General features: G+C 50.5%; 20 protein-coding genes and 1 pseudogene. 3 read left to right on the top strand and 18 right to left on the bottom strand.

Annotated features, from left to right (window positions below; all coding sequences use genetic code 11):
• Positions 1–2: 2 nt before the first annotated feature.
• The 16 genes from udk to malQ form a co-directional block, all read right to left on the bottom strand.
• Positions 3–623, bottom strand: coding sequence for a uridine kinase (gene udk, locus SH580_RS03730; protein ID WP_319833671.1), 621 nt, complete (start codon positions 621–623; stop codon positions 3–5).
• Positions 620–1,984: an O-antigen ligase family protein gene (locus SH580_RS03725; RefSeq protein ID WP_319833670.1), complete on the bottom strand. Its 1,365-nt coding sequence runs from the start codon at positions 1,982–1,984 to the stop codon at positions 620–622. The genes udk and SH580_RS03725 overlap by 4 nt, the downstream gene beginning before the upstream one ends.
• Complete coding sequence (locus SH580_RS03720; RefSeq protein WP_319833669.1) at positions 1,977–3,218, bottom strand: glycosyltransferase family 4 protein; 1,242 nt, start codon at positions 3,216–3,218, stop codon at positions 1,977–1,979. The genes SH580_RS03725 and SH580_RS03720 overlap by 8 nt, the downstream gene beginning before the upstream one ends.
• Before the next feature lie 8 nt (positions 3,219–3,226).
• Entirely contained in the window at positions 3,227–4,030 is an 804-nt protein-coding gene (locus SH580_RS03715; RefSeq protein WP_319833668.1) for a glycosyltransferase family 2 protein, read from the bottom strand.
• Entirely contained in the window at positions 4,023–4,895 is an 873-nt protein-coding gene (locus SH580_RS03710) for a glycosyltransferase family 2 protein (protein WP_319833667.1), read from the bottom strand. Before SH580_RS03710 ends, SH580_RS03715 begins: the two co-directional genes overlap by 8 nt.
• Positions 4,892–6,154: a glycosyltransferase family 4 protein gene (locus SH580_RS03705; protein WP_319833666.1), complete on the bottom strand. Its 1,263-nt coding sequence runs from the start codon at positions 6,152–6,154 to the stop codon at positions 4,892–4,894. Before SH580_RS03705 ends, SH580_RS03710 begins: the two co-directional genes overlap by 4 nt.
• Positions 6,155–6,163: 9 nt before the next feature.
• Positions 6,164–7,804: a DHHA2 domain-containing protein gene (locus tag SH580_RS03700; protein WP_319833665.1), complete on the bottom strand. Its 1,641-nt coding sequence runs from the start codon at positions 7,802–7,804 to the stop codon at positions 6,164–6,166.
• Positions 7,804–8,955 (bottom strand): alkaline phosphatase family protein, encoded by a 1,152-nt coding sequence (locus SH580_RS03695; protein WP_319833664.1) that lies wholly within the window; start codon positions 8,953–8,955, stop codon positions 7,804–7,806. Before SH580_RS03695 ends, SH580_RS03700 begins: the two co-directional genes overlap by 1 nt.
• Positions 8,952–9,320 (bottom strand): response regulator, encoded by a 369-nt coding sequence (locus SH580_RS03690; protein WP_319833663.1) that lies wholly within the window; start codon positions 9,318–9,320, stop codon positions 8,952–8,954. The genes SH580_RS03695 and SH580_RS03690 overlap by 4 nt, the downstream gene beginning before the upstream one ends.
• A 1-nt stretch (position 9,321) precedes the next feature.
• Positions 9,322–11,028: a SpoIIE family protein phosphatase gene (locus SH580_RS03685; protein WP_319833662.1), complete on the bottom strand. Its 1,707-nt coding sequence runs from the start codon at positions 11,026–11,028 to the stop codon at positions 9,322–9,324.
• 4 nt (positions 11,029–11,032) lie between these two features.
• Positions 11,033–12,142 carry an ATP-binding response regulator gene (locus tag SH580_RS03680; RefSeq protein WP_319833661.1) on the bottom strand — a complete coding sequence of 370 codons (1,110 nt, stop codon included), beginning with the start codon at positions 12,140–12,142 and terminating at the stop codon, positions 11,033–11,035.
• Positions 12,135–14,201: an ATP-binding protein gene (locus SH580_RS03675; protein WP_319833660.1), complete on the bottom strand. Its 2,067-nt coding sequence runs from the start codon at positions 14,199–14,201 to the stop codon at positions 12,135–12,137. The genes SH580_RS03680 and SH580_RS03675 overlap by 8 nt, the downstream gene beginning before the upstream one ends.
• Positions 14,201–14,749 carry a heme NO-binding domain-containing protein gene (locus SH580_RS03670; RefSeq protein ID WP_319833659.1) on the bottom strand — a complete coding sequence of 183 codons (549 nt, stop codon included), beginning with the start codon at positions 14,747–14,749 and terminating at the stop codon, positions 14,201–14,203. The genes SH580_RS03675 and SH580_RS03670 overlap by 1 nt, the downstream gene beginning before the upstream one ends.
• Positions 14,750–14,771: 22 nt before the next feature.
• Positions 14,772–15,947 (bottom strand): hypothetical protein, encoded by a 1,176-nt coding sequence (locus SH580_RS03665; protein ID WP_319833658.1) that lies wholly within the window; start codon positions 15,945–15,947, stop codon positions 14,772–14,774.
• 1 nt (position 15,948) lies between these two features.
• Positions 15,949–16,662, bottom strand: coding sequence for a sugar transferase (locus SH580_RS03660; RefSeq protein ID WP_319833657.1), 714 nt, complete (start codon positions 16,660–16,662; stop codon positions 15,949–15,951).
• Positions 16,663–16,846: 184 nt separating this feature from the next.
• Positions 16,847–18,373, bottom strand: coding sequence for a 4-alpha-glucanotransferase (gene malQ, locus SH580_RS03655; protein ID WP_319833656.1), 1,527 nt, complete (start codon positions 18,371–18,373; stop codon positions 16,847–16,849).
• A 609-nt stretch (positions 18,374–18,982) separates the two neighbouring features.
• Between malQ and SH580_RS21965 the strand changes: the two are divergent.
• Positions 18,983–19,084 (top strand): annotated as a pseudogene (locus SH580_RS21965) (group II intron reverse transcriptase/maturase); the annotation flags it as partial.
• Between the two features lie 154 nt (positions 19,085–19,238).
• Here the strand turns inward: SH580_RS21965 and SH580_RS03650 are convergent.
• Positions 19,239–19,970 carry an endonuclease/exonuclease/phosphatase family protein gene (locus tag SH580_RS03650; protein WP_319833655.1) on the bottom strand — a complete coding sequence of 244 codons (732 nt, stop codon included), beginning with the start codon at positions 19,968–19,970 and terminating at the stop codon, positions 19,239–19,241.
• A 76-nt stretch (positions 19,971–20,046) separates the two neighbouring features.
• A complete protein-coding gene (locus SH580_RS03645; protein ID WP_319833654.1) occupies positions 20,047–20,520 on the bottom strand; it encodes a MotA/TolQ/ExbB proton channel family protein in 474 nt (157 codons plus the stop codon).
• A gap of 620 nt (positions 20,521–21,140) precedes the next feature.
• Here SH580_RS03645 and SH580_RS03640 point away from each other — a divergent pair.
• Positions 21,141–21,656, top strand: coding sequence for an adenine phosphoribosyltransferase (locus SH580_RS03640; RefSeq protein WP_319833653.1), 516 nt, complete (start codon positions 21,141–21,143; stop codon positions 21,654–21,656).
• A 35-nt stretch (positions 21,657–21,691) separates the two neighbouring features.
• A complete protein-coding gene (locus tag SH580_RS03635) occupies positions 21,692–22,669 on the top strand; it encodes a D-2-hydroxyacid dehydrogenase (RefSeq protein WP_319833652.1) in 978 nt (325 codons plus the stop codon).
• Positions 22,670–22,778: the final 109 nt, after the last annotated feature.

Raw genomic sequence — 22,778 nt, 5'->3', positions numbered from 1 at the left:
CTTTAAGATGTGTGAGAGTCCTTCTGATATTCAGTGAATAAGGTTAATTGCTCCGTAGCCGAAAAATGACCAGGTATTATGAGATCTGCCTGATTTGAACTTGGTAAAATATAACGTCGATTTCCGGGTTGTACGGTTGTAGTGAATTGCTCAATGACCGACTCCTGACTGCGGCCACGTTCGCGGGTATCCCGTCGTATTCGACGTTGTAATGCAATGTTTTCGTCGATCTCGACGAATATTTTAATATTCGCGAGTTCATTTAATTTTTCATAACAAAGCGCAAAGATACCTTCGGCGATGATGTAATTCGCTGCTTGCACCCGTTGACATGTGGGCATTCTTAAGTGTGTATCAAAATTATAGATTGGCATCGCAATTTCTTTGCCTTGTTTTAAGTCACTGATATCGCGAAGTAGGCGAGCTTTTTCCCACGCATCGGGCTGATCGAAGTCGCGTTGATTGCGTTCAGCGTCGCTCAAATGACTGAGGTCGCAGTAGTAATTATCCAGTGATAATACAATGCTCTGTTCGGAGCCGATGTATTCGGCCAGGCTCTGAACAAAACTGGATTTGCCTGAGCCTGAGATGCCTGCGACGAGTATCAACTTAGGTGTATTCATTCTGCATGAGTTGTTTCACTATGAGTGCGTTTCGGTAGTCTGATTAAAGCACCCAGCAGGCCAATATATGTCATCCAGAGCGCTAAGTTCTTTGTTTGTGTCAGCACACGTTCGAGGCTACTATGCACATATGTGATACCGAAGCCCACAAGTATGCCTACTGCAACCGCAGCTTCGAGGCTACCGCGACGCATCACTATGAGTGGGAGTGTGCGCCCTGTCACCAGGATGATGAATAACATGAAAGTTAGATAACTCAGCCAGCCAGTTTCTGCTTTGAGCAGCCAATAATGACTTTCCACAACACCTTTGGCATAATCATAGTCGACTTTTTGTCCGCGATCACGGTTCCAGTCGTCGATGACATCGCCATAAGGGTAGGGGTGATTAATGGCTTTGCCAAAATTGTTCCAACCGACGCCGAATGGTTTATCCTGAACCATTGCCTTTGAAGCCAAATTCATGACCTCGCGAGTTTCTCCACTGGCACTGTTCCCTTCATCATTGAAACGGGCAATTATAGTGTCCGCTGTCATGGCTAAAATAAAAGCGCCTCCTAGTGCCATTACACTTACCGTCAGCATGCGTCGCATCGAGATGCGGTCAAAAAAGCCAACTGCAACCGTTGCGATGGAGCCCATGGCAAAAAATGCGAGCGCTGCACGCGAGAGTGAGGCCAACACGATGATACTCGAACAGGCATAGGCCCAAAAGTAAAATAAACCACGAGTCTTGGAGACCGCGGGCGACATCGCCACTGCTAGTAAGGGGAGCGCGGCCATATAGGTAAACATCGCCAGCGGATTCTGGTGTTCAAATAAGCCCCGTACTTGGTAAAATCCATCGATCCACTTCATCTTCGCGACAATGAAGAACTGATAGATCAACATAATGGAGATACCGGTGAGCACGACATGCACCTCACGTCGGCTGCGTACGTAGTTGGCCAGTGCATACACGATGAGCCATGCTTTTACGTGCTTTAATAAGCTCATGAAAACGTAGTTGACCTCCAGCGCGCTGATTAAGGAGAGGCTACTGGCAGCCACATACATGAACCAAAGTATCGTGCCGGCCGGGAGCCATATAAACTTTCGCTTGGCATTAAAGAAACTCGCGAAAATCAAGCCGATCGCCACCACTTCCATCATGGTAAACTCATAGCCTTTAGTGACGCCGCGGTACCATTCAATCGAACCTAGCATCAATACCGTTGTGTCGATCTTCAGCCCCAATAGAAACAGCAGTACATACATCGCCAAGTCTTCCAGACGACGGTCTTTTGACAGTATGAATCCCGCAATCGGCGCGACGACAAAGTAGCCGCCCGCAATAATAATTGCTTTAATAATATCAATCATGCGTCGGCCCTACGGCTCGCTTGAGGATGCCTTCAATGGTATCAGTCATGACTTTGACAGTAAAACGTTCCTGCACGATTTGTAGTGCGATGCGGCTCATGTTCCGCCCATGATCCGGTAAATCCAACAGTCGTAAAATGGCACCAGCTAGAGAGCTACGTGAGGCCGCTGCAAATTGAATCGCATTATCCCCATCATGCAATAACTCGGCATCGCCGCCATCCGGACACATAATGACAGGCACGCCTGCCGACATGGCTTCCAGCGGAGTCAATGCAAAGGGTTCGCCCCAGTTGCTAGAGAAAATATAGGCATCATACTGTGCATATAGGCCGCGCATTTCGTCGTGGGTGGCAGATTTTAACTGTACGAATTCTTCCGCCTGGGCCTTAGCTATTTCGGCTCTTAATGTGTCTACAAAATCAGCTTCGCCTCGACCATAGATGTCGAGGCAGAGGGGGAGTCCGCTGCTCTGCCGCGCCTGTAGGAAGCCTTTGAGCGCTGTCATCGGGTCTTTGTCCTGAGCTAAGCGGCCGACCCAGAGAAATTTACGTGGTGCGTTATATTCAGTCTTTCTTAGGAAGCGCTCGGCTTCGACGCCACAATACGCAATCTTGGCATGCGAGACGGGGTAGCCCTGCTTGGCGGTAGTATCCCGCATGTATTGGCTACAAAAATAGATGTGTTTAAATTTGAGTGAGCGAACCGAAGCCGTGGGCACTTTTCGGCTAATCAACTTTCGGGCACCCGTCACAGTCGCAATACCACGCCAAGCTTTACGTAGCACGGAGCCGTCGTCGTTCCACCACGAAAGCCAAACATCGGCTTTTAAACTGCGTGCGATCCAATGATCAGAGATGTCGTAAACCAGCGGTCGATTGGCATTTTCCAGAGTGTGGAGTAGGGACTTACTGATGCCCCCCATATTCCAGACGTGTACGACATCGGGCTGCAGTTGCTCGATGAGTGACTGCATGCTTCGTTGGTTGGCCTGCTCCAAACTATACAGCTGATGGATGGGCAGCCAGGGGTGCCCATAGAAGCCATGCACCTTTAATTGACGAAAGATTCCTGTTTCTCCTGTTGCGTCCCTATCGGTCACTTGGTGATCCGATGTGAGCACATTCACAGTATGCCCCCGCTTTCGCAGTGCATTGACAGTTTGCATGCAGCGTTCTTCATAGCCGCCGATACCATGAGGCGGATACAGGTTGGAGATAACTAGGATATTCATAATGCGAGCTAGTTGATATTGAGATCAATGAAGCGCCAAAAAAGCGCCCCCATGAGGCGGCGAGCATGGTAATCGAATGTTTCCACTGCAGATGGTTTTCGCATGATTTTTCCAGGTAAATTACGTGCCAGTGCTACACTGCTCTCCTTTATACCCAACCAAGTCACGGGCAGTCGATAGCGATTCGCAATGTAGAACACGCGTGCCGTGCCGCGTAGGATGCGGTTGTGCCCCTTGCGTTGATAGCTAATCTCGGCTTGAATACGAGCGATGCTGTATCCCGCCTGTAGCTGATGGATCGCCCATTCGTAATCTTCTACGCCGTTTATGGACTCATCGAAGTGGTAGGCGTCCCAGCAGGACTTACGAACCAATCCCAAGCTATTCGTATAAATCGACCCGAGCTTCAGTCCCTTGTCTACAATCTCTGCTTGAGTGATTCGATCGGAGTAATAGTCGTCGTCATCCCAACAGATACTAGAGGCGGCGACCTGCGTATCTTCCATTGAATGTAGTAATTTAGCAACGATCGTAGCATCACTCATTGCGGTGTGTGAGCTCAGGCACAGTACAAAGGGTGTTTCACAATGAGAAAAACCGAAATTAGTGACTTTCGAATGATGGTAGGGCTGTGACCACTTCACAATTTTCGCTCCAGCTTCAAGCAGGAGCCGTGTCGAATCATCGCGGCTGCCAGTGTCGACCGCCACGATTTGATCCACGGGATGTGTTTGTTTCTGAATGCTTTCCAATACCTCGGGTAAGGTCCGGGCAGAATCCTTATAGCGTATGACTGCAGTAATCTTATCCATCTGACATGCCTTCTTTATAGCCATCAATACGGCCTAGTCTTTGTTGATAGCGTACACGGAAGGCGTGTAACACCTCGTTCAATCGCCTCTGTTTCAGGCAATATTTAAAATCTTTTATGCTGTCTTTAACTGCGGGGAGTACAACACCGAGCGGCCATGATAGGCTGGTCTCGGGCACATTCCCCGCTTGGGCGACTGCAAGCGCATCCCCCTTGGCGCGTTTATAGGATTGAGCGGGCGTGTAATTGTGAGAGTGCATCACCACTGATTCCACCACCAGTAAAGTCTCGTAGCCCGCGTCTTTCATACGGCGAGTCCATTCGTCGTCTTCAGCATACTGCAGATCTTCACGTATGGGGTATTCTTTCCACACTGATTTCCGTGCCACACAACTCACCATACTGAAGAAGTGCTCCCATTGATCCGATTCTCGATGCGGTCCAAAGCAGCGATCATAATCATGTGCAAAAACTGCCTGGCAATCATTGCGCGGTATTTGACGACTAAAGGCGGCGCCCAGCCGAGGGGTATTCACCGCAGCTTGCAGTAATTGCTTGAGCCACTGAGCATTATCGGGCGTAGCATCGGAGTTCAGAAACACAACCCATTCATTCTGGGCTAAACGAAAGCCCTGGTTTAGCACCTTGCCAGGCACGTAAGTGCCTGGTTCCAGGATGATAAATTCTTTAGGCTTATAGTTTCGAATGATCTCGTGGGAGCCATCAGTGGACCCACTGTCGATGACGATGAGTTCAATCTGCCCCGTGTAATCCTGCTCACAGACTGCCTTTAAGGTGTCTTCAATGGCCCATGCCTCGTTGTAGGAGCGCATGACTAGAGTAATGCTATCGGGTATGGGCTTCATTGATATTTGGCTTCGACTTGTTGATAAATCGTTTCGAGTTGCTGTGCGATTTGCGGCCACGTGTAGGACGCCTTGACTTCTGCGTGTGCCGACTGGATCAAGTCAGCGCGGACTTGGGCTTGTTCAGCGATTTGTCGCATGCACGCAATCAATTCCTCGGCTTGGCCACTCTCAAACTTAAGCCCTGTTCGGCCGGAACGGACCAGGCGTTGGAGACCGCCCACGTTGGCAGCGATCACTGGCTTGCCCGCAGCCCATGCTTCCAGCACTACAATGCCGAAAGGCTCATGCCGCGAGGGCAGCACAAAACAATCCAGTGCGGCAAAACGACCGCGATGCTCTGCGGTGTCCGGCGTGACCGGAGGTAAGATCCGGATACGTTCCGCATAGCCGGATGCCTGTGCCGCGGCTTCCAGTTTCGCCGCGTAGTCGGCGTTTGTCATGGGCCCACAAATGAGGAGTCCCGCTTTGGGATTCTGCTTGGCGATCGCCGTAAATGCCTCGATTAATAACAGTTGGTTCTTTTGAGGGTCCAAACGTGAAATGCAGCCGTAGATAAAGCTGTCTGCTGCGAATCCTAACTCCGCTCGCGCTGCCGCACGTTCAGCGTCACTGGCGACGAAGCGTTCGGGGTGCACGCCATTGGGCAAGAAATGCACGCGATCTGCGCCCAGTGCCTCTTTGGCTTTTGCGTATTCGGAGTAGCCCACGCACAGAATGGCATCCACCTCGTCCAACATCGTACGACTGCCGAAGTAGGCTCCAAAGACACGGCCCCATTCGAAATGTCCTTTTTGTGATGCAACGACCTCGTCGGCTTCGGCCTGAGGCACATCAAACATGTTGCCATGTAGTGTGACTACACAAGGCCGCTTTGCTAACCTTGCCGCTTTGAGCACCGAGGCACCGGTGCGTTTGGTCACATGGGCGTGATAGATACGCACCTGATCCGCATTGCGCAGTGCGCGATACAGCGGCCATGAGAGTAGGTTGCCACCTTTTTTATCCAATTGCTGCTTTTCTGCCGTGCTTAAGCCTAAAAAGGGGTAGCAGTATTTGTAACGATACACTGGGAAACCTCTGAAGTCCTCTTGCGGGGTCGAAGACAAGGCCAGTGAGGTGTGGATTTCCGGACGCATGCCCATCTCCAGCTGTGAGGCGCATAGATTCGTGATCACGGCTTCAGTGCCCCCCCATTCATCCTGACTGAAGCGGCGGGGGATGTGCAAAATGCGATTGTTTGGCTGTGCGTTCAACATGGAAGTGGCTTACTGAGCGTGCCGGATATTGGTTAAAAGTAGTGGAATGAGTTGTTTTTTACGAGAAACGAAATGATCCAGTAGCCAAGGCTGTTCACTCTGCCGCAAGTCTTCTGGTAAGTGAATATGTTGCCAGTGCGGATCTTCACTGACGATGATTATCCGACTCTGGCTCTGCAACACATCCGTAATCATTAATGCACCAAAGGCAGCTCCCGATTGCTGGACCTGCCGTGTAAAGGCTTGGCTCAACTCCGTCGCACGTGCGACTGTCAGTGTCGACATGTCGACGGTTTCTATCTGAGCCGCGAGGAAATGAACGCCTTCGAACGTGAAGGGTTTACAGTCGCGACTAACTAGGGAGTCTGCGGTGGCATCGGCCAATTCATCGTTTTGTCGCAAGACTTCAATTCCAAAGCTATGGAGCTCAACACCTGCGATGCGTGCTAAATGCTGGGCACGCTGCTTGTCCGACTGGGTGCAAGTAGGCGATGTCAACAGCAGTGTATCCGATAACAGTGCCCCGAGTAGGAGGATTGCGATCTCAGCTGGCATGTCGTGTCCCGCCTCTTGGATACGCTCATATAAAATGGAGGCGGTCGAGCCGAGTGGACGGACATCAATGCTGAGCGGCTGAATCGTCTCCACATCCCCGAGGCGGTGATGATCGATGATCTCTACGATTTCCGCATCGCCGAGGCCATGGATCGCCTGGCCGCGTTCGCTGTGATCGACTAGGCTGAGCTTGGGTCGTTTGAGTTTTAACAGGTCGATCGCGGAGATGCTTCCGATCACACAATCATTTGAATCCAACACCAATAAACCGCCCGAGGCCTTCTTGATACAGCGCGAAATCTCGTCTTCTCGCATGTGACTATCGATTGCTGCGAAGTCTTCAATCATCGCCTCCGAGGCAGGAAAACAGCCCGGCAAACGAGTCATCATACTGATGACAGAGCCGCGATAGAGATAAACCGGGCAGGGGAGGCGTTCGGTAATTTCCTGGGCCCGCATATCTGAAATTCCGGTTAGGATCACAGCTGCGGGCGGATTGTTTTCGATGTCATTTAACAGGAGGTCCCGGTCGCCGATCACAATGGCACTGTCTTGGTCCCATTTGCCAGTGATACTATGTTTGTGTAGTGGCACCTCCAGCCGGTGAACTTTGGGCTGTTTTGTGTCGTTTAATTGACTGAGCGGCAGCCCACTGATGATGTGTTCGAAGTCTAGCAGGGTCCCGATTAAGTCCTCAATATTGCATTGAAGTAAGTAATTTGTGCGCGGCGTGCGATCGCTGACAATCCCGATTGGATGTTTCGCTTCATCAATCACGACGACGAAATCACTAAAACTGCGCTGCATGGTTTCCAATGCTTCGCGTAAGGGTGTATCACGGTCGATACAGGGAACTGGACGAGCGATTTCTTCCGCCGTATACAGGCAGCTCTCTCGCAGTATCGGCGGTGTTCTGCCTGCCTGTTCGAATAACCAACTGGTTTGTTGATTCAAGGGGCCTAGCCGCACGGGGATCGCCTCCGCGGAGTCCTCGGCATTGGCCCGATAAAGCCAAGCGAGGACTTCGGCGGCGACGACTGAATCGGTATCGGGTTGTTTGTGACCAGCAATATAATGGGGGGGCAGTTGGGGCATTAATCGAGGGCGGCAGCTTGCATCACCGCATAGATGTCTTCTAAGCGGTTCACGGGTGGATTGGTTTCGAAATTTGCGAGCCAGGAGGCCGCGCTATCTTTATCGTCGGGAGAGTAGCCGTGCATCCCTGGTACATGACTCATGTTCAGGAATGAAGGTACGAATAACACGCCGGGCTTTAATAAATAAAACAGTTCGCCATAGCGCTGATCCGGAAAATCACAGCGCCATTCAGATAACTGTGCCTCGCTCACGATCGAACCTTCGCTGGCGGCATTCAGTAGCTCGGTAATCTGCTTGCGCGCGGCCTCCGTGGAGAACCAAAAACGCACCATGGTTGAGTCCCAAACGGCGACATAGTCGACGCCATATTTGAGTGGCAACGCCTCACAGCGGCGTCGTAGATCTGAGTTTCGGGTGACCTCAGTCATACCATGATCACTAAAGATTGCGATGCGCACATCATCGTAATGCTGCTCGGCCAGCGCCTGGAGCGACTCCACCTTTTGCTCAAATTCTAGGAATGCGGCCTTCGTTTGTGGCGCCCATGGTCCATAGCGATGCATGGTAGCGTCCAGCCCAGCAGTGAAGAGATAGGCCAGTTCCACTTCGCCCTTACGTATGAGGGCCTCGACTTCGGCATAGTTGGCCGCATCGCCATTGCGCCAATTAGATCGGTTCCATTGCTTTCCCGATTGTTTCCAGGTTTCAAAGATTGTTGCTTGCCCACCGATGATACCTCCCGGTTCGTAGATATCTTTTTTCTCGGTATAATCCAGCCAGGGTAAAAAACGAAAGGGGACACTGTAGAGCTGGAAGTAGCCGGTATAGCCCTTCGACCGCGCAAAGTAGCGGCTCAGTCGATTGCGTATTTTATGGTAGCCTCCGATTCGATCCGGTATCCATTTAAAAAAACTCATCAACTTAAAAGGGGATTGCTGCGGATCACACTTTACGAAGAAAGAAAAATGGCCGTGTTCACGTGGCGAAGCCCCAGTTAGAATGGTGGGATCGCAGGTTGCGGAGTAGCCGAACAATGTCTCACATTTCTTTTGATGGGGCGTCACTTTCTTGAGGATGCCATAGTGTTGCACCAGTTCCCAACCAAGCGCATCTGCGAATATAAAGAGGTGAAGCGTCTTTTTCTTCATCCGATGTTCAAGAGCTTCTTGATGAGGTTTTGTAAAATGCGGGGACTAAAGGGTTTTGATAGCACCGCATCTGCGCCGAGTGATTTGATTGCCTTCAAATCTTCATCCTGTACCGAGCCAGTTACAAAAACAATGGGAATACTCTCTAAGCCTGCCGTGTCTCGAATACGTTTGTAGAGTTCTGCTCCATCCAGGTCGGGGAGGTTATAGTCCAAGACCGCAAGGTCAGGCTGTATTTCCTCCAACTGCTCCAGGGCTGATTTTCCATCGCAAAAGAAATAGCCATCGCAGCCTGCTCGTTTTACTTGAACTTGAAAGAGACGGAACATCACAATGTCATCATCGACTACTAAAACTTTTTTCATATTATTGACGTGTTAAAATTAAGAGCGTTTCGTCATCCTCTTGCTCTAGTGATTGTGATTCGCGGGATTGTAGCATCTTCGTTTGTAAACGGCTCCAAAGCGCTTCGGAATCCAAATGGTGGTTGGCGGAAAACCAATCCACCATGGCGTCCCAGCCAAAGATATCGTCTCCTTCGGTCCATTCATAGAGGCCGTCGGTCACAGCAATCAAACGATCTCCGGGAGCAATTTGAATTTGCTTCTGCCCATATTCGATATCGGGGAACAGGCCCATCGGCGGTCCTGTGGAGACGAGTTCATCCATCGCACCGTTTGCGTGGAAGAGTAGGGCCGGCGGATGCCCCGCCGCCGCATAGGTGACTTCGTGTGACTCGGGGTTAATCTTAAAAATGAAAGCGGTGATGAACATGGTCGCTCCACCCAGTTGACTTTCCAGCGATTGATTGACGCCCTCAATGAAAGTCGCCAAGAGGCCTCCTCGGAATGAATAAGCGATAAACTGACTGCGGAATATTCCTGCCAAAATCGCTGCAGAGACGCCCTTGCCCATCACATCAATCACGCAGCCTAAAAACTCTCCAGCACTGTTTTGACGGACCTCTACAAAATCCCCGGCCACCTCCAACGCGCTCAGGCTGCTAAAAAAGAGTTCATAGCCTGGGATTTGCGGGATCTCTTTGTTGATTGGTAAGAGTTGCTGTTGTAATTCCGTCGCAATGTGCATCTCCGTGGCGAGCCGCTTGCGCGCATCCTTTTCAATATCCAATAAGGCACGACTGACGGAGACGCATATAATATCGGCAAAGGCCCGCAAATTACGAATGTCGTTGGACAGAATTATGTGGTCTTCCTGCTCGCACCCGACTGCGATTAAGCCAACAATTTCGTCGCCTACATACATGGGGACGCAAAACCCGACGGGATACGTTTCAGCATGACTGAAGGGGCAATTTCGACGCTTGGGAGACCAGTTGATCGAGTCATTCAGTTGGAGTGATTCCAGCGCGTCTGCATTGATATGTCCGAAGAGCCCGTAGGACTCAATTGAGCTGATCCATTGGTAAATTGAATTTTTATTAGGTTGATAGAGTTCCAGGTGAATCGCCGAATAATCACGGGCATCCATAAACATATTCAGCCCAGACTGCACAAACTGATCGATTCGTTCATCTTGTAATAAGTTCGCGGCCATCCGATCGAACAGTGATAAGTTTTCATAGCAATCGGAGAGCTCGTCTAAGATGGCATCCATCTCCGGATTTAACGGCAGCACGTTATTCAAGCGCTTATAAGACTTACATATTTTAGCCATATAGCCGCGCGAGCTATACCAGTGGTCAAATTGGTCCGCAAATTCTTGAATAATAAACAGGCCGCGGCCGCCTTCAGCGAGTGGATCTTTCGGCAAGCAAGGGTTGTCGATCACTTCTTTGGGAGGGCCTTCGCCAGCATCTTCGGTTTCCAGCCAGACCGAATTCATGGTGGCCCACCAGCGCACGTAGATCTTCCGCTCTGGGTGCGCGCTACTGCCGTGTTCAATGGCATTATTGACGAGCTCGGTAAAAACTAACTTCCAACCGTCCTTTTCACTTTCATTCAGCCCTTGCGAACTCAAAAAATTAACGAAGCGATCACGGATCGTCGAAACTTGCTTCACATCTGTGGTGAGCGTGAATTCAGTGATGTAAAGTGCGGTCTCTTGGTGCATGTTCTTAGTTTCCAGCTTCGAGATCCAGGCAGACCGTTAAGGACTCATCCGGACCGTGTTCGGCCCATGCGTTGATTGCTAAGTAGGCGATCATTTTTTGCACACATAGCATCTGGATATTGACGTCTTTCACTCGTTTACGCGTGGTTCCCTGTAAAGGTTCCAGCAGGTGGGAAAGCTCAGACTCCGCCATCGCGCGGGTGTTGCTGTTTAAGCGTAAGAGTGGGTGGCCATTATGGCTCTGCTCTGTCTCCACTGTGATCTGCAAGGGACCTTCAGTTTTTATTAAATTCGCAAAATTGCGGAACAAAATATAGATCAGCTCTTCCAGTAGTGCCGGGTGCGTGACCACGGACTGGTCATTATAATTCGCGTCCAACTCCAGTGGCAGGTTGCTTTCACACTGATTGTAACGGGAGACCACACCGTCAAACAGACTTTCGAGTGTAATCGTTTCCGGCTCTTGCCACTCACGCGTTCTTAGGTTTTTAAATAAGACCAGCGCTTCAAGGATTAGGTCGATGTCGTTTGCGGATCGATGTATGTAGCCCAGAAACTCATGCCATTCTGGGTCTACTTCCACCTCTTCGAACTGTTCCGCCATCTCCTCAGCGAAACCTGTGATGCAGACGATCGGACTCTTCATGTCATGAGCGATGAAGTCCACCACAACATCAAACTCCTCCATAGATCGATTCTCTGTGCCATCCGCCGTCTTGATTTGTTCACGCAACTCGATCAGCTCGAATTGGTTTTTTAAGATTGCTGAAACTTCTTCCTGGATCACTGGCTTAGAGATATAAGCACAGGCCCCGGACTTAAAACCCTGGCTTCTCAGCTCTCCATCATCAGCTGCATCCGACATCATAATCACAGGAGTTGCAGCGATTGCTTCATCTGCCTGAATGCGTCGGCAGCATTCAAATCCATCGATGCCCGGCAATATGGTATTCATGAAAATGATATCTGGCTTGGCCAAATGGCAGCGTTTGACCGCCGCTTCTCCGTTTTCCGCAATCAGCACACGATGCCCCTGGCTGTCGAGCATATCAAATAGAACGTCGATGCTGGCAGCACTGTCGTCGACCAGCATTATAGTACGAGGCTTAAGCATGTGGCATCCTTCCAAAAGACGATTCGAGTTCGGTAATCACTTGATCCATTTTATAATTCTTCAAATAAGTTTCAACATTTATGGCAGCGGCGGCATCCAGTTCTTGCAAGTCGGGCAATCGTTGCAGCAAAGATTTAACATCACCTATACGAGCCAACATTAACAGTTCTTGTTTCGTCTTTTCCATCGGGTGTTTGAGCAGATCCGCATCTGTGTCCGCTGTGGTATCATCCCCTGCGCCTGCGGTCGGCACACGCTTGACACTGTTGGAATACAGCCAATCGATCTTCAGGGGCGCACGAATGGCATCAAAGAGCTCGTTCGCATTCACTGGTTTGGCGATGAAATTATCAAATTTACGCATCCGCTGCTTCTCCATCGCAGAGAGCTGCATCAAACTGGCAGATATCGCAAAGATTGGAGTGGATGCGATTTTAGGGTCCGCACGCACGGCTTCCACCAGCTCATAGCCACTCATAAATGGCATGATCACATCGCTAAGCACTAAGTCGTATTTATTTTTTTGTATCAATCGCAAGGCTTCATGCCCATTTTCAGCCACATCCAGTTCAAAGCCAACTGGCGCCAATAAATCATTCAGCAGTAAGCGGTTGTCTTTGACGTCGTCGACGATCAGTATGCGCTTCGTCGCACCTGAATAGGCGAGCGGGAAGCCGTCACCTTTGAAATCGTTCGGCTCCGCAGTTGAAGGCGTGGAGTCCTGCGATATTTCGATTGGGAGCTCCAGCTCGAAGTAAAAACAGCTCCCTTCGAGCACGGTGCTTTCGATTTGAATCTCGCCTCCCATCAACATGACGAACTTCTGAGCAATATACAGGCCTAAACCTGAGCCGTTGACAACATCACGCGCCTCATCCACTTGGCGGAAGGGTTTAAACAACTGCGCGCGTTTGTCACTGGGAATGCCACGCCCCGTGTCTGTGACCTCAAATCGTACACGTCCTCGGTCGTCCTTGAGCCAGAGTAAGTCGACATTCAGCGAAACCGAACCTTCTTCTGTAAACTTAATCGCATTTCCGAGTAAATTTAATAATACCTGTCGTAAGGCCCGTGAATCTGCAATCAGGCAAATGCGTGCATCACTCGCGAGTAAATCATGAGTGGAATACAGCTTGCGTAGCAGCAATTGTTTCTCATCGGCCTTTGATTGTATAATATCTAGAACGCTATTAAGCATTCCTTCTAAGTCAAAGCGGGTCGGGCTGAGCCGGTGTCCACCTTGCTCGATTTTGGAAACGTCCAATAGGTCGTTGATCAGTGCCAGTAAATGCTCGCCGCTGCGACGTATGATGCGGATCTGATTCACTTGTTTAGCATCCAGTGTGCGCTCGTTCTCCAACACCTGAGAATAGCCGATGATACCATTGAGCGGTGTTCTGAGTTCATGGCTCATCGTGGCCAGGAAACGGGTTTTTGCCTGGTTGGCTTCTTCTGCCTTTTCCGCGAGCTGATTGGCTCGATCGATTTCCTGGTCCAAGCGTTCCTTGGTCTTTCGCGCTTCAGTTATGTCGGATTGGATCGCAATGAAATATTTGAAAGTCTTGTTCTCATCGAAGACCGGCGTGGCTTGGATATGTGCCCAGTACGGTCTTTTAGACTTTTTCGTGTAATTTAGAATTTCAACTTCGAAGGGCTCGCGCGCAGTGATTTTATCACGCATATATTGCCTGGTTTCCTCGGAAGAATCCGGCCCTTGCAATAAATCACCTGGCTTGTGGCCAATCAAATCGTCCGGACTGTAGCCGGAGATGCGCTGGGTCGCCTTATTGGCCCAAATCACTGTATTCTCAGGCCCCGTGATCAAGACTCCGTTATCCGTATGGCTGACCGCATCAAACAGCATGACGGCTTGAGCACTGGTTTGTGCCAAGTCCCGGGTGCGCGCTTCAATTGTGAGTTGCTGGCTGGTTACCAGTTCGTCGAGTTCACAAGTCTTTTTATAGAGATCATAACTTTTAACCTCTAGTAAACGCTCCGCTTCGCGACGCGCAGCACGCTCACGTTTGAGCCGACGTTCCCACTTTAGAGTCTCATCCATTAACGCTCAGTATTTGCGTCATAGCAGATCTTGAAGATGACACTGCCATCTGCTTGCGGGTGTCGCGTGATGCTTGCTTGATCTTTAAAATGCTTGAGGCTGCCATGAAGTAAGCCTTCCGCCAAATCCTCTAAGTGACGATCCGATAGATAGGTCATCTCCAAGTCGCCATTCGGTAGTTCAACTGTTTTAAAGCGAGGCAACTCCGCGTCGGGATATAATTTAGCGACTTCTACATGCACCACTCCGTCCAAACGAATCAACAAATCGCGACTACACTGACAGTCGGTTAGCATGACCGGATATCCAGTCGCCAGTTTTTCGAAAAGGTAGCTACCATAGATCACCAAGAGTTCCGATACAGAAACTCCCGTTTCTTTTTCCAAAGAAATCAGTAAGCTCACCATCTCAGTGTGTGGATAAGTGCCGACCGCCGTATACGCTCCTTGTGAGGGGAGGTCCGATGCCTCGATGATCGTGTCCACCATGTCCATACCATAGCGATCCTCGACCATTTCGAGGAAATTTGTAAATACCATACCTTTCATGCGATCACCTTAGGTTCGTTGTTTAATTTCCCAGTATTTCCATTAACCAGTTGTCAAAGAGTTGACGACACAGAGCTTCATCGGTGGTAGCATGATACACGCAGTGTAGTGCTTCATCCATATCTCCCGGTTCAGGACTGCCCATTACATCGGCATAGCTAAAGGCGCCCAAGGGTGCTTTGCGTAAAATGGATTGCCATTCTTCAGGTAGCTCTGCAATGGAGGCCGCTTCGCGCGGCGTGATACCGAAAAGCGAGAGTTTGCCCTTCACGACCAAGCGCAACCAAGGCCCCCGATCTTCAACGGCCCGGCTATAGAGCGTGGGCCATGAATGTCCGTCGATTCCACTAAAATCACCTTTAGCTTGAGGCCGCGCACGCCAACGCCACAGCAGGCGCAGTGCACGTAGTCGATCGCGCAGGGAAGGTGGCTGACTCTGTGGGGATTGACTGCTTTTGGCTTGTAGACTCGAAGCGACAAAGCCTTCCAGGCCACGCACGTAAGCTTCGTGCTTCATGTTCAATAAATTATTTCGGTGAATGATGCTATCCACCAGATCGGTTTCTGGTCCCAGGTAAGTGTGTGCGGCTAAGTGCGCCCGTTCGAGCCGACTATTGCCAGCCACGATACAACCATCTTCGACCACGGCGCCCGGGCCGATGACCGCCCCCGGACCAATGGACACATGATTTCCCAACCAGAAGGGGGCATTCAGTTTTGCGTCGGGCGCAATCTCACAACTGCGCCCAATCGCCGCATAAATGCCATAACTCTTTGTTTCTTCTGTAAAACTAGCCAACCAATCCTGCTCCAAGCGATGCCAATATTTGATCAGCCCCCATCCAGCATCCGGTTCCTGTTGGAGCGCAGGTGTTCGGGGGAGGTGATTGATACAGTCGTGGCAGTCCAGTCCTGCGACACTGGGCACCGTCACAATCTCGATTTCAATCGGCCAGAGAGTTGCTTTTTCCACTGCTTTACGCACATCGCCTGGCCGGTCCGAAATGTAGAGCACTACTTTCTCCGTGCCTTGGTCGACGGCAGCATCCAACCAGTGGAAGAGTAGGGCTTGCTCGCCGACGTGCCACAACGCAAACGGCTGACGACGTTCCCATACAGTATCCAGTCGCCCCCAGTCCGGCAGAGATAAACGCCATTCGGCGGGACCTGTTCGCTCGAGTTCGGGAATTTCACTCATATTAGTACGCTCCTTTCCCGAGCAACACCGCTGGCACCGTCTTTATTAAAATAACCAAGTCCGACCAAAAGCCCTGTGAATGTATATACTGCAAATCTAAACGAACTTGACCTTCGAAATCAATATCCGCCCGTCCGCCAATTTGCCATAGACAAGTGATTCCAGGCTTAGCACGCAGACGACGCAGGTGGCGAGCCCCGTAAAGTGCAACCTCACGTGGCACCGGGGGGCGTGGCCCAACCAATGACATGTTGCCGATCAATACATTGAAAAACTGGGGGAACTCGTCGATCGATAACTTACGAATCCACTTACCTGGCTTGGTGATGCGCGGGTCATCCTTCATCTTAAAGGTCACACCACTATCCCCATGCGCGTTCTGTTCCAAGATCTCATCTTTGATCTGGTCGGCATTTAAAACCATCGAACGAAACTTCCAAATCTCAAACAACTCGCCGCCGGCTCCCACACGAATCTGTTTAAAAAGCACAGGTCCACCATCATCCAACTTGATCGCCAGTGCTGTCAGTATAAAAATCGGAGAGCTAATCACGATCGCCGCCAGTGCACCAACGATGTCAACCAGGCGTTTCAATCCAAGCGTCATGCGGATGATGACCCGCCAGCGTAAACGCTTTAAGGCTGAACGGCGGTGCCATTTTTCGACGTCTCCAGAGAGGATCTCCTTTGCCCAGAAATTTGATTCTTTTTGCATATTTGAGGATTCGAACACCATCAAAATAGTTTCTATCATGGCGACGGTTTACCGCAAATTATAGTGTGCGCATGACCCATGCTGGCAAATAAAAAGAACACTCAGCCTCGCTAATTCGATAGCCTAACAGCAGAGCACTGCTGCGCTTGTAAAAAGCCCGTAAAAGCGGTCGCCGGATCTACGATTATCGCCCGTAGAGTCGAATCAGTTCACGCAAATAATGCGAACTCTCAGCTTGCAGTGCATCTAACTGCTCGGGTTGATAGCGCCACTGCCAATTTCCGATCGGCGCCCCCGGGGTGTTTAGCCGCGCCTCACTGCCCAAGCTCATCAAGTCCTGTAGCGGGAACACGGCTAAGTGTGCACTGGATTTCACAGCCAAACGAATGAAGTCCCACGCGATCTCTTGGCCTGAAACCCCCAGGTAGCGGCGAACATGGTCTTGAGTCGCTGCGTCGAGTGATTGATACCATCCAATCGTAGTGTCGTTATCGTGTGTGCCTGAATAGGCGACACAGTTGCGGTCGTAATTGTGTGGCAAGTAGGCGTTGTCCGCCTCGCCACCAAATGCAAACTGTAAGACAGCCATCCCAGGGAGACCTGTCGCTTCGCGCAGCGCGCGCACATCTTCAGTAATGATGCCCAAGTCCTCTGCGATCAGCTTGGCCTCCGGGCAAGCCGCCCGGATTGCCTCAAATAACTGCATGCCAGGGCAGGGCGTCCAAGTGCCATTGCGTGCTGTCGTTTCCTCCGCCGGCACCGACCAATAAGATTCGAAGCCGCGAAAGTGGTCTAAGCGCACAATATCATAAAACTCCAAATTAGATTGGATGCGTTTGATCCACCAAGCGAAGTCCGTTTTTTCGTGCACTTTCCAGTCATAGAGAGGATTGCCCCAGAGTTGCCCATCCGCAGCGAAATAATCCGGTGGCACGCCGGCGACCGCCCTGGGACGACCGTTCTTCTTTAGCTGAAAGAGCTCTGGATTCGCCCAAACATCCGCACTGTCAAGAGCGACGAAAATCGGGGCATCTCCCATGATTTCGATCCCATGGCTGCCCGCATAGGCGCGCAATTTTGCCAATTGAGCGTAAAAAAGATACTGATAAAAGACATGAGCATCAGCCGCATCCAATACCTGTTCCGAAAGCTCCTGTGTGCGGGCGCTGGCTGCTGTGCGAAAGTCAGCGGGCCAGTCCAACCAACAGCGACCACCAAAATCTTCTTTCAGGGCCAAAAAAAGTGCGAAGTCCTCTAACCAATCCCCCTGCGCCAGACGAAACTTGGCAATCGAACCATAGTCTAGAAATTGCTTTTTCTTGGACGCCTTAAAGCGCTCGTAGGCATTGCGCAGGATCGGCCAAATCGCATGGTACACGGCGCCATAGTCCACATGATCCCGAGGCAGTGCAGAGAGACGTGCATACTCTTCGTCCGTGACCAAGCCTTCCGCCACGAGTGGTTTCAAGTCGATGAAATATGGATTACCCGCAAAGGCTGAGAAGCACTGGTAAGGCGAGTCGCCAAAGCCAGTCGGCCCCAGCGGACAGATCTGCCAAACCGACATGCCCGAGGCGTGCAAGAAATCGATGTAGCGATAGGCACCGTCCCCCAAGTTGCCGATCCCCGTATCCGACGGCAGCGAGCTGACATGTAAGAGTGCACCCGCAGTGCGTTCGTTCAACCAGTTATAGAGAGGTGCTTGGCTCATAAAGAAAATGTAGAGATCAGTAGGTCAGAGGCTGACAATCGAGTGAAATAACTGTGGGCAGTGAGCTCCGAGGATTTCATGCCCTGAAAAACAGTCAGTCTTCTGTGCCTATCCCGACCTGATTGCAATCACTATTCGAAGCGATCCAGATTGTGCCCCGATCGGGAATCCATCAGCGCTTGCTCTGTCTCCTCATTCGGAATTTCCACAGAGAAGGGCAGGCCGTTCCGCCGGGTGCTCTGTGTGTAACTTTGGGTCTGGTGAAAAACGCCAAAAGGACAAGGAGTGGAAGAGCCGTTCCTCCATAAATGATGAAGCGATTCTTCTCCTTTCAACATGTTTTCGGATTTGGCTCAAATGCCGCGTTTGTCCTTCTGTGAGGAAGGCCATCATTTGATTTGCAGCAAGAGCCCGCACTTCATCTTTTATGCTCTGCTCGGCATGTTGATAAACTAATATGGTTAAAGTCCATAGTGAAAGACCTGAATAACAAATCAATCACTAGAGAAGCACAAGTGCGTAATCGCGAGATTCCGTGCGGAAGCAGTGTGGATCAGACCGAGGAGCTGATGCTTACAGTCCCGCCGAAGGGGAGCGAACGAAGTGAGTCGGGGGGGGGCCTTATCTCCCTTGCTGTCGAATCTGGTGTTGGATGCACAGGACAAAGAGTTGGAGAGGCGAGGACATCGCTTCGTTCGCTACGCCGACGACTTGTTCCGGTTCCCTTCGGCCCGGTCTTGTCGCTGCGCTCGGGAGTTGTCTTAGTCAAAGGCGAACGCTCGGCGCATCGCGTATTTGAAGCCTCTGCTGTTTCGAGGCGAAGCCGACAACCTGATCACGACGTGAGTCGGAAAAGCTGGGGGACTTAGTGCTCCTGGCTACTCGATTTCGCTTTGTTGATTTTGAGTGTGGTCAGGACGCCAACATGATCAGAAAGCCTCGTTCCATCTGGCGTGAACCGATGCAACACTTCGATTGCCTCAACTCTAAGTTCGGGAGAAACCGCATAATGGTCGATCAGGCTCTTTCCGTCGGGATCCAAAATTCCTTCTGTAGCGATATCAAACTGACGAGGAATAGCTTCAGTTAGCGCGTTAAAGGCTCGCTGCGGTTGAGTCCCTTTCGGTATTCTCTGATTGTAGTCTCCGAGCACGCAGATCGGAATCCCATCTCGAGAATATCGATCAAGAATCTGCCCGAGTTCGCGACAATACAAAAGGTGATCCTCCCATGCTTCTCTGTCTTTGCGCCCTGTTCTCACGTGCGCGTCTCGCCAGGGAATACAGACACCGACAAAACGAATGGAACCTGTCACCCCTGAAACGAAGCGACCCGAAGGTAACCCTGACGCACCTCCGTCATCGAACTCGGACCACGGTTGCTTGCTCCATAGGATTACTTTTCGCTTCTCGCCTGTGGTTGGGTATCCGTAATCGGATTCAGCTTCAATTGCGAATCCATCTTTTGGAAGGGTGGATCGATTAATCTCGGTGTAGCATACCACGTCCGGATCCGCCTCACCTATTCTGTCGCGGATGATCCGCAACCGCTTGCTGGTTGGGGAAGCCCATTCGAGGTTCCATGTGAGGCATTTCATTTTCTAGCGAATCGTGAAGGACTGGCACCCAGCCCGTGAATTGTGGATTAATGAGGGTTGTCGCAAATTAGACTCGTCAAATGGGTTGTTCAGCTCCGTCTTGATCACACCAGAACTCTTCTTTACGGGGAATGATGTGAACCAACACGATAATTCCGATTACTGTTCCGACTGGAAATGCCAATAGGCTAAAAAGGGAATAAATGGTCATAAACCAGAAAAACCATGGTGCTCTGTATCGATGCGAAAAGAGTGCGACCAGCAGGCAAATTAATCCTAAGAATAATCCAATGAATGCCGCAATAATTCCAATCGCAGTTAAACTCATAGCAATGCTCATATTACTAGCCAACGCATCGGATGACTCTTGTGCATTCTGTCCAAATTCAGTTAACTGACTGAACGAGGCAAAGATACTAATTGCTGGCCCTAATATGGCAACCAGAAGAGCGAATACTGGGGCGATCTGTAAGCATGCGCCCCAGAGTGCTAGTTTTCTTCCATTTTTCATTTTTCTGTGATCAGTTTTATTAGTGTATTTTCGATGCACGTTAGACGGTTTTTAGAAGGGTTCAACCTTATTGATTTTGTTTCACTAATGCATTGAAAATTAGTTAGTTAAATCACTTTGAGCTGAATTGTTCGAAAGCCGAGTATTGTTCGGGTGAGTCATGATGTCTCCGAACACGCGCGCGCGTAAATGACTTCGTCTCACGCGATGCCTCAGTATTTAGCAAACCATGTTTTATGTGTACGTCTTACAGTCTGAACGAGATGCAGGCTTAGCGGTTTGTGTCAGTGCCTAAGCGCTGTAAATACGGGACATGACTGTCCCGTCTCCTGAAATGAGTTGTCAGAAGACCGAGGCCAGATATGAATGTCAATAAGTTTTGGCATTTCCTGTCTCGCCAAAATGGCTCATTTAGTTATTGTTATAACTAAATGATTCGCCGTCAGACTGACCTCTGACCTCTGACCTCTGACCTCTGACCTCTGACCTCTGACCTCTGACCGTGCTAGGAGAAAACTGCCTGAAGCTCTAGGATCTGTTGATTGGTGGAGCTGCGGAAGCTGGGAGTGGGATGCTTGAATCTCGTCACAAGCTGGACTTCGTTCTTTATCGATCTGAGGATCTGGGTAGGCTACTTGTTTTGTCCTCAAGAAATTATTATGAATATCGAGTCTTACATTCGCACGACTCCAGACTTTCCCAAGCCTGGCGTTATCTTTCGTGATTTTACGCCTTTGCTGGCGCATGGCCCGGCTTTTCGGGCTTTGATTGATCAGTTAAAAGGGCGCTATGAGGGGAAGGAGATCGATGTGGTTGTTGGGATTGAGGCGCGTGGTTTTGTTCTCGCTTCTGCTTTGGCCTATGCTTTGGGCGCGGGCACGGTTTTGATTCGTAAGGCTGGTAAGTTGCCACATCAGACACATGCTCAGGAGTATGAACTGGAGTATGGCTCGAGTGTCCTGGAGATTAGCTGCGATGCTTTGCAGGCGGGGCAACGGGTTTTGGTGGTGGATGATGTGCTTGCTACGGGCGGCACTGTGGGGGCGGCGGTTAAGTTGCTAGAGATGCACTTTTCGATTGCGCTTGAAGAGTTGGTTTTTCTGATCGAACTCGATGATTTGAAGGGGCGCGAAACGCTGCCAGATATACCGATTTATTCGGTGTTTCATTATTAATTGAAGAGGCATGGGCTGTGCTTGAACGCGTGTATATGATGAAAATGAAAATTTGGTGTAATTTGACTCTTGGCGAAGCAGAGCAACAGCTGCTGCTGGAAGGGCTTCGGGGGCATGAGTTTATCGAGTCTCCGGTGGCTGCGACATCGGTGCTGGCGGAGGCTGAGCCGGATGAAACTCTCTACGAAGCGGACATTGCGCTGGGGCAACCGACGCCTGAGGATGTTTTAAAAGCTCCGAACTTGAAATTTTTGCAGATCACCAGTGCGGGCTATACTCGCTATGATACGGCTGAATTTCGGGCTGGGGTGCAGGCACGAAATATAGTGGTGGCGAATAGTTCGTCGGTTTACGATTTGCCCTGTGCGGAGCATTTGATGTCTTTTATGTTGGCGCAAAGTCGTAATTTACCGGCGGCTCTTGCGGGGAATACATGTGAAAATGGTGCTCCGGAATGGAACGTGCTGCGTGCGGGCTGCCGACCTTTGGCCGGGCAGTCGGTGTTGATATTGGGCTATGGTGCGATCGGCGAAATGTTTGTACAGTTGCTGGCTCCTTTTAAGATGGATGTGACTGCGGTGCGACGTACGCCGACTGGACGTGAGCGGGTGCGCACGCTTGCTTTGGATGCTTTGCCGGAGGTTCTCGGGCAGGCGGATCATGTGGTTAATATACTACCAGATAGCACAGAGACTTCGAATTTTGTGGATGCGAAATTCCTGAGTTTGATGAAAGCGGGCGCAGCTTTTTATAATATAGGGCGGGGCACGACGGTGAATCAGGCGGACTTGGCGGCTGCGTTAAGCTCGAATCATATACACTCCGCCTGGCTGGATGTGACGGATCCGGAGCCTTTGCCGCAGGCGCATCCCTTGCGGCGCTTAGCGAATTGCCATATAACCCCGCATACTGCGGGGGGGCACCAAGGCGAGTCTCTGAGCGTTATTCGACATTTTTTGGAAAATTTAGCAGCTTTCGAGTCCGGACAGGCGATACGTAACCGAATCATGTAGGTCTACATGCTTTGCTGTGGTTTTTTCGCCGTGAACGTGCGAAACTAGATTAATTGACGCGTTAGTTTTATTCACAAGAGATATGAATTATGCTCATGTTCAATGCGTG

It is taken from the genome of Coraliomargarita algicola, from assembly GCF_033878955.1.
In the GTDB taxonomy this organism is placed as follows: domain Bacteria; phylum Verrucomicrobiota; class Verrucomicrobiia; order Opitutales; family Coraliomargaritaceae; genus Thalassobacterium; species Thalassobacterium algicola.
This window is presented reverse-complemented; position numbering and strand designations above follow the sequence as displayed.

What these genes read in the sequence shown, in the direction of transcription:
- udk (WP_319833671.1), bottom strand. Translation starts at nt 623, where the DNA reads ATGAATACACCTAAGTTGATACTCGTCGCAGGCATCTCAGGCTCAGGC.
- SH580_RS03725 (WP_319833670.1), bottom strand. Translation starts at nt 1,984, where the DNA reads ATGATTGATATTATTAAAGCAATTATTATTGCGGGCGGCTACTTTGTC.
- SH580_RS03720 (WP_319833669.1), bottom strand. Translation starts at nt 3,218, where the DNA reads ATGAATATCCTAGTTATCTCCAACCTGTATCCGCCTCATGGTATCGGC.
- SH580_RS03715 (WP_319833668.1), bottom strand. Translation starts at nt 4,030, where the DNA reads ATGGATAAGATTACTGCAGTCATACGCTATAAGGATTCTGCCCGGACC.
- SH580_RS03710 (WP_319833667.1), bottom strand. Translation starts at nt 4,895, where the DNA reads ATGAAGCCCATACCCGATAGCATTACTCTAGTCATGCGCTCCTACAAC.
- SH580_RS03705 (WP_319833666.1), bottom strand. Translation starts at nt 6,154, where the DNA reads ATGTTGAACGCACAGCCAAACAATCGCATTTTGCACATCCCCCGCCGC.
- SH580_RS03700 (WP_319833665.1), bottom strand. Translation starts at nt 7,804, where the DNA reads ATGCCCCAACTGCCCCCCCATTATATTGCTGGTCACAAACAACCCGAT.
- SH580_RS03695 (WP_319833664.1), bottom strand. Translation starts at nt 8,955, where the DNA reads ATGAAGAAAAAGACGCTTCACCTCTTTATATTCGCAGATGCGCTTGGT.
- SH580_RS03690 (WP_319833663.1), bottom strand. Translation starts at nt 9,320, where the DNA reads ATGAAAAAAGTTTTAGTAGTCGATGATGACATTGTGATGTTCCGTCTC.
- SH580_RS03685 (WP_319833662.1), bottom strand. Translation starts at nt 11,028, where the DNA reads ATGCACCAAGAGACCGCACTTTACATCACTGAATTCACGCTCACCACA.
- SH580_RS03680 (WP_319833661.1), bottom strand. Translation starts at nt 12,142, where the DNA reads ATGCTTAAGCCTCGTACTATAATGCTGGTCGACGACAGTGCTGCCAGC.
- SH580_RS03675 (WP_319833660.1), bottom strand. Translation starts at nt 14,201, where the DNA reads ATGGATGAGACTCTAAAGTGGGAACGTCGGCTCAAACGTGAGCGTGCT.
- SH580_RS03670 (WP_319833659.1), bottom strand. Translation starts at nt 14,749, where the DNA reads ATGAAAGGTATGGTATTTACAAATTTCCTCGAAATGGTCGAGGATCGC.
- SH580_RS03665 (WP_319833658.1), bottom strand. Translation starts at nt 15,947, where the DNA reads ATGAGTGAAATTCCCGAACTCGAGCGAACAGGTCCCGCCGAATGGCGT.
- SH580_RS03660 (WP_319833657.1), bottom strand. Translation starts at nt 16,662, where the DNA reads ATGCAAAAAGAATCAAATTTCTGGGCAAAGGAGATCCTCTCTGGAGAC.
- malQ (WP_319833656.1), bottom strand. Translation starts at nt 18,373, where the DNA reads ATGAGCCAAGCACCTCTCTATAACTGGTTGAACGAACGCACTGCGGGT.
- SH580_RS03650 (WP_319833655.1), bottom strand. Translation starts at nt 19,970, where the DNA reads ATGAAATGCCTCACATGGAACCTCGAATGGGCTTCCCCAACCAGCAAG.
- SH580_RS03640 (WP_319833653.1), top strand. Translation starts at nt 21,141, where the DNA reads ATGAATATCGAGTCTTACATTCGCACGACTCCAGACTTTCCCAAGCCT.
- SH580_RS03635 (WP_319833652.1), top strand. Translation starts at nt 21,692, where the DNA reads ATGATGAAAATGAAAATTTGGTGTAATTTGACTCTTGGCGAAGCAGAG.